We start from the raw sequence: 13,886 nt of genomic DNA on the forward strand, positions 1-13,886 counted from the left end.
GGCTGGGCCGCGCACATCATCGAGCAACGCATCGACAACAAGATCATCCGGCCGAGCGCGAATTACACGGGACCGGAGAATTTGAAGTTCCTCCCGATAAATAAGCGAAAATAACGGGCTGCGTGATCGGATTTCGCTTCGAAGGAAATCCACGCCGCGCAACGGACTGTTTATCAACCCAATGTTTTTGAAAGGTTTTTTTCGATGAATAAACTTCTGATCGCTGCAATCGCCGGCACGCTGGCTACGACGAGCGTCTTCGTCAGCGCCGACGCCTTCGCTGCGACGACCGATGCGAGCAAGGCCAGGGCAACGGCCAAGCGCCCGGCTCCGGCTCGCCGCCTGATCAAGCGCAGCCCCAAGGCCGAAGCGGCCGCGGCGGCGAAGATTGATCCGATCCCCGAAGGTGCAGTGAAGTGGTCGTGCAAGGACGGTAACGCTTTCTATCTGAAAGGCGACATGAAGCGTGACGCCATCGTCACCGTGAACTGGGCCAAGAAGGACTACCGCCTGCCGCGCCAGGACACGACGACCGGCGCTGATCGTTTCCACGATTCGGCATCGGGCATGGATCTCGTCGTGATCCCGTCGAAAGCCATGTTGTTCTCGGACAAGGACGAGTCGCGCCTCGCCGACGAATGCATGACGCCGGAAATGGCCGCGGGCGGCGCAGCGCCGACGCAGTCGAACGCGCTGATCAAGAACGCGGAGTAAGTAGCTCAGCACTCAAATCAGGAATCGCTCGATGTCCGCACCGATCTCCAATGTCAGGCCCGAGCCGGACAAGGTACTCGTCGATATAGTCGACTACGTGCTCGGCTACAGCGTCGACAGCACGCTTGCGCTCGAAACGGCGCGCAACTGCCTGATCGACACGCTCGGCTGCGGACTCGAAGCCCTCTCGTACCCCGCCTGCACCAAGCTGCTGGGACCGATCGTGCCGGGCACGGTCGTCCCCAACGGCGCGAAGGTGCCGGGCACCCAGTTTCAGCTCGATCCGGTTCAGGCCGCGTTCAACATCGGCGCGATGATCCGCTGGCTCGACTTCAACGACACATGGCTCGCCGCCGAATGGGGCCATCCGTCGGACAATCTCGGCGGCATTCTGGCAACGGCCGACTGGCTTTCGCGCAACGCGATCGCATCCGGCAAGAAGCCGCTCACGATGAAAGACGTCCTGATCGCGATGATCAAGGCGCACGAAATTCAAGGCTGTATCGCAATCGAGAACTCGTTCAACAAGGTCGGTCTCGATCACGTGCTGCTCGTCAAGCTCGCCTCCACCGCGGTCGTCGGTCAAATGATCGGCCTCACACGCGACGAGCTCATCAACGCGGTGTCCCACGCGTTCGTCGACGGTCACGCGCTGCGCACGTATCGCCATGCGCCGAACACCGGCTCGCGCAAGTCGTGGGCAGCGGGCGACGCGACCTCGCGCGCCGTGCGTCTCGCGCTGATCGCGAAGACGGGCGAGATGGGATATCCGTCCGTTCTGACGGCCAAAACATGGGGCTTCTACGACGTGCTCTTCAAGGGCCACGCGTTCACGTTCCAGCGTCCGTATGGCTCCTACGTGATGGAAAACGTGCTCTTCAAGATCTCTTTTCCCGCGGAATTCCATGCGCAGACCGCGGTCGAAGCGGCCATGACGCTGCACGAAAAGCTCAGGCAAGCCGGCAAGTCCGTCGGTGACATCCGCAAGATCACGATCCGCACGCACGAAGCGGCGATCCGGATCATCGACAAGAAGGGGCCGCTGAACAATCCCGCCGACCGCGATCACTGCATTCAGTACATGATCGCCGTGCCGCTGCTGCATGGCCGTCTCACCGCCGCCGATTACGAAGATGCCATCGCGCAGGACCCGCGCATCGACGCGTTGCGTGCGAAGATGGAATGCGTGGAAGACCCGCAATACACGAAGGATTATCTCGATCCGGACAAGCGCTCGATCGCGAATGCGTTGAGCGTCGAACTCGACGACGGCACGATGTTCGATGAAATCGCGGTCGAGTATCCGATCGGCCACAAGCGTCGTCGCGCGGACGGCATCCCGCTGCTCGTCGAGAAGTTCAGGACGAATCTGGCGCGCCGTTTCCCGCAGAAGCAGCAACAGGCGATCCTTGCGGTATCGCTCGATCAGGCAACGCTCGAAGCGATGCCGGTCAATGAATATGTCGATCTGTACGTGATTTAGTCAAGCAGCAATTTCCTCGTCTTAGTCCAAGGAAAATAACCATGGCTCACAATCTCCACAACACGCTCAAAGAATTCGACAGTGGTTCCGGCAAAGCCAGGTTCTACTCGCTGCCGCAGCTCGGCGACGCGTTGAAGATCAAGATCTCGCGCCTGCCGGTCTCGATTCGTCTGGTGCTCGAATCGGTGCTGCGCAACTACGACGGCAAAAAAATCTCCGAGGAGCACATCGAGCAACTCGCGAACTGGAAGCCGAATGCCGCTCGTGTCGATGAAATTCCGTTCGTCGTCGCGCGCGTCGTGCTTCAGGATTTCACCGGCGTGCCGCTGCTCGCCGACATCGCCGCGATGCGTGGCGTCGCGAAGCGCGCGGGCAAGGATCCGAAGGCGATCGAGCCGCTCGTGCCGGTCGACCTCGTCGTCGATCACTCGGTGCAGATCGACCACTTCCGCGAGCCGAACGCGCTCGATCTGAACATGAAGCTGGAATTCCAGCGCAACAACGAGCGCTACCAGTTCATGAAGTGGGGCATGCAGGCGTTCGATACGTTCAAGGTCGTGCCGCCGGGCATCGGCATCGTGCACCAGGTGAACCTCGAATACCTCGCGCGCGGCGTGCATCAGAAGGACGGCGTCTACTATCCGGACACGCTCGTCGGCACCGACTCGCACACGACGATGATCAACGGGATCGGCGTCGTGGGCTGGGGCGTGGGCGGCATCGAAGCGGAAGCGGGCATGCTCGGCCAGCCCGTGTATTTCCTCACGCCGGACGTCGTCGGCGTCGAGTTGAAGGGCAAGCTGCGCGAAGGCTGCACCGCAACCGACCTCGTGCTGACGATCACCGAAATGCTGCGCAAGGAAAAGGTCGTCGGCAAGTTCGTCGAGTTCTTCGGCGAGGGCACGGCGTCGATCGGCGTGCCCGACCGCGCGACCATCGGCAACATGGCGCCCGAGTACGGCGCGACGATGGGCTTTTTTCCCGTCGATGAAAAGACCATCGAATACTTCAAGGGCACGGGCCGCACCGACGCCGAGATCGCGGCGTTCGAGCAGTACTTCAAGGCGCAGAAGCTCTGGGGCGTGCCGAAGGCCGGCGAAATCGACTACACCAAGACGCTCACGCTCGATCTGGGCACGGTCGCGCCGTCGCTCGCGGGTCCGAAGCGTCCGCAGGACCGCATCGAAATCGGCAACGTGAAGAGCACGTTCATCGATCTGTTCTCGAAGCCGGTCGGCGAAAACGGCTTCAACAAGAAGGCCGCCGAGCTCGACACGAACTACACGACCGCCGACGGCGTGAACCTCAAAAACGGCGACGTGCTGATCGCCGCGATCACGTCGTGCACGAACACGTCGAACCCGAGCGTGCTGCTCGCCGCGGGCCTGCTCGCGAAGAAGGCCGTCGAAGCGGGTCTGGCGGTCGCGCCGCACATCAAGACGTCGCTCGCGCCGGGATCGCGCATCGTCACCGAATATCTGACGAAGACGGGACTCTTGCCCTACCTCGACAAGCTCGGCTTCACGCTCGCCGCTTATGGCTGCACGACGTGTATCGGCAACGCGGGCGATCTGACGCCGGAACTGAACGACGCCATCACGAAGAACGATGTCGTCGCGGCAGCGGTGCTGTCGGGCAACCGCAACTTCGAGGCGCGCATCCACCCGAACATCCGCGCGAACTTCCTCGCGTCGCCGCCGCTGGTCGTGGCTTACGCGATCGCGGGCAACATCACGCGCGACCTGATGACCGAGCCGGTCGGCAAGGGCACGGACGGCCGCGACATCTGGCTCGGCGACATCTGGCCGACGAGCGACGAAGTCCACGCGCTGCTCAAGTTCGCGCTCGACGCCGAGGCGTTCCGCGAGAACTACTCGCAGCTCACGAAGGACGGCGACCTGTGGAGCAAGATCGCGGGCGAAAGCGGTCAGGTCTATGACTGGCCGAAGTCGACGTACATCGCGGAGCCGCCCTTCTTCGGCAGCGACTTCTCGATGAAACCTGCCGATTCGATTCCCGCCGTCAAGGGCGCGCGCGCGCTCGGCATCTTCGGCGACTCCGTGACGACCGACCACATCAGCCCGGCGGGCTCGATCAAGGAAACGTCGCCGGCGGGCGTGTGGCTCAAGGCGAACGGCGTGCAGAAGGCCGACTTCAACAGCTACGGCTCGCGTCGCGGCAATCACGACGTGATGATGCGCGGCACCTTCGCGAACGTGCGCATCAAGAACCTGATGATTCCGGCGAAGGAAGACGGCACGCGCGTCGAAGGCGGGCTGACGATTCATCAGCCGAGCGGCGAACAGTTGTCGATCTACGACGCCGCGATGAAGTACATCGCGGCCGACACGCCGACGATCGTCTTCGCGGGCGAAGAGTACGGCACGGGTTCGTCGCGCGACTGGGCGGCGAAGGGCACGCAGTTGCTCGGCGTGAAGGCCGTGGTCGCGCGCAGCTTCGAGCGGATCCATCGCTCGAATCTCGTCGGCATGGGCGTGTTGCCGCTGCAGTTCAAGGGCGCGGACAGCGTGCAGTCGCTGAACATCACGGGCGAAGAGACGTACGATATCGAAGGTCTCGGCGACGACTTCAAGCCGCAGCAGGAAGTCACGCTCGTGATTCATCGCAAGGACGGCAAGGACGATCGCGTGCAGGTGCTGCTGCGTATCGACACGCCGATCGAAGTCGACTACTACAAACACGGCGGCATTCTGCCGTTCGTCCTGCGCTCGCTGCTCGCGGCGTAAGACGCTTCGATATTTTTGCAGGTGACCGCGCTCGCAAGAGCGCGGGAACATTGAACCCGGCCACGGCCGGGTTTTTTTTCGCCCGTTTTTCTTACGCCTTGGAAATCGCGATGCGCGGCCACGTCGTGCGGCGAGTGAAACACGCGCGCACGATCTCGCTCAGGCGACGCGCGCCGCTGCGTGTCGAATCGGACGACATCGAGAACCAGCTGGCGTCCGCCGTCGCGCTGACCCAGATCGTCGTAAAGGGCTTCAGTTCGACGGACGCGCCCGCGTCCAGCCAGTAGTCGTCGGCGCTGCCTTCGACGGTCAGCCAGATGCGACCGCCCGTCACGCGCAGCGTTTGAGGCCGATCGATCACCCAGCGCGTCGGTGCGCCGTGCCCGTCGAGTTCGAATGTACGGATTTCACGCATGATGCCGCTCCTTCAGATCGCATAACTGGAAGGCCGCTCAAAGAGAATGCAACAGCAGCCGTTGATCCTATTATTCGACCGATTCCGAACAGCTTGAATGAACACTTGTGAACACTTCCACCGAAACTGTTAAGCTAAAAAGACCGAACAGTTTCCGGCGATCGAACACTTACAAAACACTTGTCCTAGCCGTTTGGCCAACCTTGACGCGGCTTTTCGGATGCGTTCGAATGACACGAGGACACACGTGAACAGCAAAACGGAACTGTTCACTGCAAACCACTGAACATTTTCAGCCGATATGAATGCACTTCCCCTCCACATCGACGGCGGTACGGGCGTACCGCTGACTGAGCAGATCGTCAGCCAGATCGAGGCTATGATCCGCTCGCGCCGCGTGCTGGCTGGCGCGAAGTTGCCGTCGATCCGGCAGCTTGCCGCCGAGCAGCGCATCAGCCGTTTTCCGGTGATAGAGGCTTACGACCGGCTGGCCTCGCGCGGGCTGATTCAGCCGAAGCACGGTTCCGGGTTCTACGTGGCCAATCACGTCGATGAGCGCGACAGCGACGCAGGCAACTGCGATCCGCGCCTCGCGGAAGAAGAGTCCAATCAGATTCTTCAGCAGTTCAACTATCCCGGCGAGACGCTGAAGCTGTCGAGCGGCTTCGTGCCCGAAGCGTGGCGCGACGTGGACGGTCTCACACAGGCGATCCGTCAGGCGTCGCGCATCGACGTGCCGAGCGTGATCGATTACGCGATCCCGCACGGCGACACCGAGCTGCGCCAGCAAGTCGCGATGCGCATCAACGCGCTCGGCATCGACGCCGATCTGCCTAACGTCATGCTCACGAACGGCGCGAGCCAGGCGCTCGATCTCGTCGTGCGCTACATGCTGAAGCCGGGCGACACGGTGTTCGTCGAGGATCCTGGCTACTACAATCTCTTCGGGCTGCTGAAGCTGCAAGGCGTGCGGCTCGTCGGCGTGCCGCGCCTCGCGAACGGGCCCGATGTCGATGTCGCCGAAGCCCTGCTCAAGCAGCATCAGCCGAAACTCTTCTTCATCAATACCGTGTTCCAGAATCCGACCGCGACGAATGTCGCGCCGCAGGTCGCGTTCAAGCTGCTGCAGCTCGCGACGCAACACGGCTTCTCGATCGTCGAGGACGATATCTATGCCGACTTCCAGGCCGTGCCGACGCAACGGCTCGCGTCGCTCGATCAGCTCGATCGCGTGATCTACGTGGGCGGCCTGTCGAAGACCTTGTCGTCGTCGCTGCGCATCGGCTATCTCGCGGCGAATCGCGAGCTCGTGAAGAATCTCGTCGACGTGAAGGTGCTGACGAGCCTCGGCGGCACGCGCTTCGCGGAGCGCGTCGCGGCGAGCCTGCTCGAACGCGGCACGTATCGCAAGTATCTGGAGCGCCTGCGCAAGCGCGTGCGCGATTCGTTGTCGAGCGCGGTGCAAACGCTCGAAAGCTACGGCTGGGACGTGTTCGACGAGCCGAGCGGCGGCAACTTCGTGTGGGCGAAAGTACCGGGCATCGACGATTCGTCCGTGCTCGTCGACGAAGCCGTCAAGTTCGGCGTGACGCTCGCGCCTGGAAACTACTATCGCCCGAACGGCGAGGCGTGCGCGTGGGTGCGCATCAACTCGGCCTATGCGGGCGACCGGCGCGCGGCGCGATTCTTCGAGCACATGGCGGAGACTGCCGCCACGCGCGCTTAACCCTGTTCGCCGAAGAAGCGTTCGAGCGCGCCCGTGGCGTCCTTGTCGCCAGCAAGGCGCGCGTACAGTCCGGCCGCGCCTTCGTAGATGCGATGCTCCGCGAAGTCATCGCCGATGAACTGCGCGATCTCCTCCATCTCCCCGACCCAGCGATACGCCTTCGGCGGCATGCGCGGCACGTTGCCCGCGAGCCACGCGGCAAGCGCGGGCTGGCTTTCCGCGAGTTCGCTGAGAAGCGCGTCGCCCGCGCCGTTGCGCATCGCGGCGAGCGCAATCGCCGAGCCGAGCGCCGTCAGCCCTTTCGTGATGCCCGCGTACGACATCTTGAGCGCGGACGCAGCGCCGAGCGGCCCATCGAGCAGACGCACGACGAGACCGTGATCGGCGAGCGACATCGCGCGCTGCGCATGCGGCCCAGACAGATAGAACTTCGCCGACGAAGGCTGCCCGATGATCGACGCATCGATGAGCGGTGTGCCTGTCGCTTCGAGCGTGCGCTCGATCTGCGCGACGGTATCGGGATTGATCGCATTGCAGTCGACATAGATCGGCCGCGTGCTCGCGCGTTCGAGCGCGGGCGCGAGCCGCCGTGCAGTATCGACCGCGACCGAGGGCGGCACGATCGACAGGATGAACTCGCATGTCACGAGATCGTCGAGGCTTGCGTCTTCCATGCCCGCTTCGAGCGCACGCGTCGCGCTGTTCGAACTGCGGCCTTCCAGCGACGTCAGCACGCGCGCGCCGCCTTGCGTCAATGCGCGACCGATGGCCGAACCCATGCTGCCCGCGCCGAGCATCGCGACCTTCGGTTGTTTCGATTGATTCATCTGCCGACTCGTGTAATTCGTCATCCGAACTATTTGATGATGAAGGCGCGCGGCCCATCGAAGGGCCGCGTTTCCGACTACGCTACCGGTTCACGAATCAACGATGCTCGGTGACGAACTTCGTGACGAGGTACGCTTCCATCGCTTCGCTGCCGCCTTCCGAGCCGTAGCCGGAATCCTTCACGCCGCCGAACGGCGTTTCCGGCAACGCCAGACCTTGATGATTGATGGATAGCATGCCTGTTTCGATATCGTCCGACACCGCCGCCGACGTCGCCGCCGAGCTCGTGTAAGCATAAGCCGCGAGTCCGTAAGGCAGACGGTTCGCTTCGGCGATCACTTCGTCATACGACTTGAACGACGCGATCGGCGCGATCGGGCCGAACGGCTCTTCGGTCATGATGCGCGCCGAAAGCGGCACATCGGTGAGCACGGTCGGCGCGAAGAAGTAGCCTTCACGCCCGATGCGCTCGCCGCCCGTCAGCACCTTCGCGCCATGTTCGCGCGCATCGGCGACGAGGCGTTCCATCGCTTCGAGGCGGCGGCCGTTTGCCAGCGGCCCCATCTGCACGCCGTCGTCGAGACCGTTGCCGACCTTCACCGCGCTCGCGGTCGCGACGAAGTGCTGCACGAACTCGTCGTACGCGGCTTCTTCGACGAGAAAGCGCGTCGGCGAAATGCACACCTGACCCGCGTTGCGGAACTTCGCCGTTGCGAGCATCTTCGCGGCGCGCGGCACATCGGCGTCCTTGAACACGATGGCCGGCGCGTGGCCGCCGAGCTCCATCGTCACGCGCTTCATGTGCTCGCCCGCGAGCGACGCGAGCAGCTTGCCGACCGGCGTCGAACCGGTGAACGAAATCTTGCGGATCGCGGGATGCGCGATCAGGTACTTCGAGACATCGGCCGGCACGCCGAAGACGAGGTTGAGCACGCCGGCGGGCAGCCCTGCATCGGCATAAGCCTGCACGAGCGCCGCGCAGCTCGCGGGCGTTTCCTCGGGGCCTTTGAGCACGACCGAGCAGCCCGACGCGAGCGCCGCCGACACCTTCCGCACCGCCTGATTGATCGGGAAATTCCACGGCGTGAACGCGGCGACGGGACCGACCGGTTCACGCGTGACGATCTGGCGCACCGCATCCGCGCGCGACGGGATCACGCGGCCATACGCGCGGCGCCCCTCTTCCGCGAACCATTCGATGATGTCCGCCGCCGACAGCGTCTCGATGCGCGCCTCGCCGAACGGCTTGCCCTGCTCCATCGTCATGATGGCGGCGATCTGCTCGACGCGGTCGCGCAGATTCTGCGCGGCGCGGCGCATCAGCTTGCTGCGCTCGTAGGGCGAGACCTTGCGCCACTCCTTGAAACCGCGCGCGGCGGCGTCGGCGGCGAGCGCAAGCTCGGCTTCGCCCGCGAGCGCGAGACGGCCGATCTCGGCTTCGTTCGCCGGATTGATGACGGCGGTGTCGCGCGAGCCGTCGCGCCAGGCGCCGTCGATATAAATCTGGGTATTCGGATAGGCGGGAAGGTCGGAACGAGTGTTGCTCATGCAATTCTCCTTGCGAGGGGCGTGGCGTAACGTTTTGCGGCGCAAACGGCAATGTTATCCCGAGTGCGTCATTATTGCTTCGACCGTCCGGCAAATCTGCGCGACGCGCAATGAAAAACGCCCGCGATCCGGGATCGGCGGGCGTGTCGACAACCGTTCAGTCGTAACGCTTACATCGGCGGCGCGACACCGTCCTTTTCCACGACGATGCGCTGCGCCGCGAAGTCCGAACCCGCCGGGCTCGCGACGATGAACACCTTCTTGCCGGGCTTCAGATCATCATGCGTCGCGGGCGCGAAGGTCACGACAGGCACGTTTTCCGGCACCGTGACCGCATTCGAGCCGCCCTTGTAGGAGAGCTTCAGATCGCGTCCGCTCGTGCCTTGCACGACCTGATCGACGTTCGCATTGGTCATCGAACTCTTCGGGCCGAGGTCCCAGTCATAGTGGCCTTCGCCAGTGCCGCGCGCGGCTTCCGGGAACACGAGCACTTCGGTCGCGGTGAGCTTGCCGTCCGTGCCGGTGGTTGCCGCCGTGCCGACGAACGAGCCCGGCTTGATGTCCTGCAGCTTGATGTTCTTCAGCGCGGTGACGGGCGTGTCCGCCTTGACCGCGACCTTCACGGTATCGCCGCTGCGCCGGTGAACGGTGAGCGTATCGCCCGACAGCGACACGATATCGCCGCGAATGCGAGCGGGCTTAGCGGCAGGCGTCTGGGCAAAAGCCGTGGATGCGAGTGCGAGCGTCACGATGCTGACGCCGAGTTTGATTCGAATCGACATGCAATCTCCTTCTGTTGATGAAACCAAGGCTTCAGGAACCGCCGAACCAGTTGTAGCCCTGGTTCTCCCAATAGCCGCCGGGATAATCGTTCGTCACGGTGATCGCGACGATGTGCTTCGGATTCTTGTAGCCGAGTTTGGTCGGCATGCGCAGCTTCATCGGAAAGCCGTATTTGGCAGGCAGAATCTGGCCGTCGTAAGTGAGCGTGAGCAGCGTCTGCGCGTGCAGCGCGGTCGGCATGTCGATGCTCGTCGAGTAGTTGTCCGCGCAATGGAAGGCGACGTATTTCGCGCTCGTATCGGCGCCGGCGCGCGCAAGCACTTGCGCGAAGCGCACGCCGCCCCATTTGCCGATCGCGCTCCAGCCTTCGATGCAGATATGCCGCGTCACCTGACTTTCCTGCGGCATCGCGTGCAGTTCGTCGAGCGTCCACACGCGCTTGCCTTTGACGAGGCCGCCGATCTCCAGCTTGTAGGTCGACGCATCGACTTCGGGCACTTCGTCGATGTCGTAGAACGCATTGAACGGAAACGGCCGCGTGATCATCGACTCGGGATAGGTCGGCGCGAGCTTGTCCGGATCGAAGAGCATGGCCTGCACGTCGTCGTTGAAGGACGAGATGCGGCGCAGCATCGCGTTGACGGATCTGTCGTCGGTGATGTTGCAGCCCGAGAGCATCGCGAGTCCGCCGAGCGACAGGATGCGCTTGCCGAACAAGCGGCGCGCGGGCGCCTTCAGTTCCTTCGCCGCGTCCTTGATGATGAGTTCGGCATCCGGTCTTGGTTTGAATAGCTTGAGCGACATGGTTTAACGGCCTCGAATCATCAGCACTAGCGAGCGCGGCACGAGCGCGACCATCGCGACATGCACCACGAAGAACGCGACCAGAAAGCTCATGCCGAAGAAGTGCACGACGCGCGCGTTGTCATAACCGCCCATCAGCGCGCGGAACATCGGAAACTGCACGGACTTCCACACGGCGAGTCCCGACACGATGACGATCACGATGTCCACGATCACCGCGAGATACGCGAACTTCTGCACGGCGTTGTAGTGCGTAAGATCGTCGTGGCCCAGCTTGCCGCGCAATGCGGCGAACGCGTCGGTGAAGATGCTCTTGATGGAGAGCGGAAACATGCGGCGGCGCAGGCGGCCCGTCACGATATTCATTGCGACATAGGCGATGAAGTTCACGACGAGCAGCCACATCGCCGCGAAATGCCACTGCAACGCGCCGCCGAGCCAGCCGCCGAGCGTGATCGCGGACGGGAACGTCAGTGGTTTGAAGATCGGCGATGCGTTGTAGATCTGCCAGCCGCTCGTCACCATGATCAACACGGCGAGCGCGTTGAGCCAGTGCGTGATGCGCAGCCATAACGGTTGTACTTGCACGTCGAGCCTCGCGTTTAGTGGACGTTTCGCTGCGCATGGTAGCGACGCGCCACTGATCGATCAATGACCTCTCGATGACTTTTTTGTCATCTTCGACAAGACGCGCGCGCGCTCTGGCTAGAATGTCGTCAATCCATTCAATGCAGCGCCGCGCATGACTATTCTCGTGATCGAAGACGACCGCAAGACCGGGGACTACCTGAAAAAAGGGCTCATCGAGTCCGGTTATCAGGTCGAACTCGTGCGCAACGGCACGGACGGCCTGCATCAGGCGCTCGCGAATCCGTACGAGCTGATCGTGCTCGACGTCATGCTGCCCGGCATCGACGGCTGGCAGGTGATGTCGGCGCTGCGCGCGAAACGTGACCTGCCTGTCATTTTTCTCACCGCGCGCGATCACGTGACCGATCGCATCCACGGACTCGAACTCGGCGCGGACGATTACCTCGTCAAGCCGTTCTCCTTCACGGAACTGGTGCTGCGCATCCGCACGCTGCTCAGGCGCGGGGTGATGCGCGAATCGGATACCTTCCAGATTGCCGATCTTCACGTGGATGTCCTGCGCCGCAAGGTGACGCGCAAGGGCATCGACATCGTGCTCACCAACAAGGAGTTCGCGCTGCTGCATCTCTTCTGCAAGCATCAGGGCGAAGCGTTGTCGCGCACGCTGATCGCATCGGAAGTGTGGGACATGAACTTCGACAGCGACACCAATGTCGTCGATGTCGCGGTGAAGCGTCTGCGCGCGAAGGTCGATAACCCGTTCGAGCTGAAGCTCATTCATACGGTGCGCAGCATCGGCTATTCGTTCGGGGAGAATCCTTGAAGCGCGCTTCACGTTCGTTGGCGGTACGTATCGCGCTCTCGTTTGCGGTGGTCGTGTGCATCGTCGTCGGCATGATCGGCGCGTCGCTCTATCATGCGACCAATCGCGCGCTGTCCACGCGCGCGGATTATCAGTTGATCGGACGTGTCGAGCATTTCCGCTCGCTGCTGCACGATCTCTATACGATCAAGGAAATCGAAGCACGTCCGAAACTTTTCGAAACGATGCTCGGCGACCGCCAGGACGTGATCCTCTTCCGGCGCGCGGGCTCAGCGCCCTTCATCTACGTCAACCCGGAAAAGATGCCGCTGCCGCCGCTCGATATCGTGCCGGTGACGCAGCCCATCGGACTCGACGATCTCTATGAAGGTTCGCGCTCGGACGGCGTGCGCATGCGCTGGGTCGGCGCGCAGGCGCGCATCGGCGAGAACGGCGAAGTCGTGGAGATCATCGCGGCGCACGTGATGACGCAGGAATCGATTGTGTTGTCGGCGTATCTGAAGCGCGTGTGGATCAACGTGATCGGCGCGGTGCTCGTCACGCTGCTGCTCGCATACTGGGTCACGAGCCGCGGCCTCATGCCGCTCAGACTCATGGCCGACAAGGCCGCCGAAATCACGCCGAATCGCCTGTCCGCGCGGCTCGATGTCGCGCATGCGCCCGCCGAACTGCAAAGCCTCGCGGCATCGTTCAATGCAATGCTCGACCGCCTCGAACACGGCTACGAACGCCTGCTGCAATTCTCCGCCGATCTCGCGCACGAACTGCGCACGCCCATCGGCGTGCTGATCGGCGAAACGCAGGTCACGCTCGCGCACGAGCGCAGCGTCGCGGAATATCGCAGCGTGCTCGAATCGAATCTGGAAGAACTGGAGCGGCTCGCGCGCATCGCGCAGAACATTTTGTTTCTCGCGCAGGCGGATCACGAACGGCAACGCATCGAGCGGGAACGGCTCGATATCCGCGACGAGCTCGAAACCATCGGCGCGTATTTCGAAGGCATCGCCGAAGAACGCCGCATCACGTTCGATATCGACGCGCAGGGCGACATGCTCGCGAACGCAATCATGTGCCGAAGGGCGATCGGCAATGTCGTCGTGAACGCGGTGCGTTACGCGACGGCCGGCACGGTGGTGCGTCTGCGCGGCGATGCCGACGAGCACGGTGCGAGCATCGTCGTGGGCAATCGCGGCGTGCGCATCGAAGAAGAGGAGCTCGCGAAGCTGTTCGACCGCTTCTATCGCGGCGATGCGGCGCGCAGCGAGTTCACCGAGTCGAGCGGGCTCGGCTTGTCGATCGTTCGCGCGATCATGCGCTTGCACGGCGGCAGCGCATCGGCCGCATGCACGCACGACGGATGGATCGAGTTCACGCTGCACTTTCCGCATGCGGCGAACTGCACAGCCACGCCCTGAGTTCCGGCC

Annotated in this window: 12 protein-coding genes; 6 read left to right on the forward strand and 6 right to left on the reverse strand. The window is 62.9% G+C overall.

Translation table 11 applies throughout. The annotated features are described in order from the left end of the window. Positions 1-204 precede the first annotated feature (204 nt). The 3 genes from AWB77_RS12780 to acnA are packed head-to-tail and all read left to right on the forward strand — an operon-like array spanning position 205 to position 4,944. Positions 205-714 (forward strand): hypothetical protein, encoded by a 510-nt coding sequence (locus AWB77_RS12780; protein WP_061134819.1) that lies wholly within the window; start codon positions 205-207, stop codon positions 712-714. A 31-nt stretch (positions 715-745) separates the two neighbouring features. After that, positions 746-2,197, forward strand: a complete 1,452-nt coding sequence (locus AWB77_RS12785) for a bifunctional 2-methylcitrate dehydratase/aconitate hydratase (protein ID WP_061134820.1) — start codon at positions 746-748, stop codon at positions 2,195-2,197. 41 nt (positions 2,198-2,238) lie between these two features. Continuing rightward, a complete protein-coding gene (gene acnA, locus AWB77_RS12790) occupies positions 2,239-4,944 on the forward strand; it encodes an aconitate hydratase AcnA (RefSeq protein ID WP_061134821.1) in 2,706 nt (901 codons plus the stop codon). Positions 4,945-5,035: 91 nt separating this feature from the next. Here the strand turns inward: acnA and AWB77_RS12795 are convergent, their stop codons facing one another. After that, positions 5,036-5,359 (reverse strand): DUF2917 domain-containing protein, encoded by a 324-nt coding sequence (locus tag AWB77_RS12795; RefSeq protein WP_061134822.1) that lies wholly within the window; start codon positions 5,357-5,359, stop codon positions 5,036-5,038. A gap of 301 nt (positions 5,360-5,660) precedes the next feature. Between AWB77_RS12795 and AWB77_RS12800 the strand changes: the two genes are divergently transcribed. Continuing rightward, positions 5,661-7,085, forward strand: coding sequence for an aminotransferase-like domain-containing protein (locus tag AWB77_RS12800; protein ID WP_061134823.1), 1,425 nt, complete (start codon positions 5,661-5,663; stop codon positions 7,083-7,085). Here AWB77_RS12800 and AWB77_RS12805 read toward each other — a convergent pair. The 5 genes from AWB77_RS12805 to AWB77_RS12825 form a co-directional block, all read right to left on the reverse strand. Beyond that, positions 7,082-7,912, reverse strand: a complete 831-nt coding sequence (locus AWB77_RS12805; protein WP_061135118.1) for an NAD(P)-dependent oxidoreductase — start codon at positions 7,910-7,912, stop codon at positions 7,082-7,084. The genes AWB77_RS12800 and AWB77_RS12805 overlap by 4 nt on opposite strands. 97 nt (positions 7,913-8,009) lie before the next feature. After that, complete coding sequence (locus tag AWB77_RS12810) at positions 8,010-9,461, reverse strand: NAD-dependent succinate-semialdehyde dehydrogenase (protein ID WP_061134824.1); 1,452 nt, start codon at positions 9,459-9,461, stop codon at positions 8,010-8,012. Between the two features lie 170 nt (positions 9,462-9,631). Then, on the reverse strand, positions 9,632-10,243 hold the full coding sequence (locus AWB77_RS12815) for a hypothetical protein (RefSeq protein ID WP_061134825.1): 612 nt from the start codon (positions 10,241-10,243) through the stop codon (positions 9,632-9,634). A gap of 31 nt (positions 10,244-10,274) precedes the next feature. Next, positions 10,275-11,048: a molybdopterin-dependent oxidoreductase gene (locus AWB77_RS12820; RefSeq protein WP_061134826.1), complete on the reverse strand. Its 774-nt coding sequence runs from the start codon at positions 11,046-11,048 to the stop codon at positions 10,275-10,277. Between the two features lie 3 nt (positions 11,049-11,051). Then, entirely contained in the window at positions 11,052-11,636 is a 585-nt protein-coding gene (locus AWB77_RS12825) for a cytochrome b/b6 domain-containing protein (RefSeq protein ID WP_061134827.1), read from the reverse strand. 154 nt (positions 11,637-11,790) lie between these two features. On the opposite strand from AWB77_RS12825, the gene AWB77_RS12830 reads away from it, so the two are divergent. Both AWB77_RS12830 and AWB77_RS12835 read left to right on the forward strand, forming a co-directional pair. Continuing rightward, on the forward strand, positions 11,791-12,462 hold the full coding sequence (locus tag AWB77_RS12830; protein WP_061134828.1) for a heavy metal response regulator transcription factor: 672 nt from the start codon (positions 11,791-11,793) through the stop codon (positions 12,460-12,462). After that, the gene (locus AWB77_RS12835; protein WP_061134829.1) at positions 12,459-13,877 is read left to right on the forward strand and encodes a heavy metal sensor histidine kinase; all 1,419 of its coding nucleotides are present in this window, start codon (positions 12,459-12,461) and stop codon (positions 13,875-13,877) included. Before AWB77_RS12830 ends, AWB77_RS12835 begins: the two co-directional genes overlap by 4 nt. Positions 13,878-13,886: the final 9 nt, after the last annotated feature.

Source organism: Caballeronia fortuita, from assembly GCF_001544835.2.
Lineage (GTDB): Bacteria > Pseudomonadota > Gammaproteobacteria > Burkholderiales > Burkholderiaceae > Caballeronia > Caballeronia fortuita.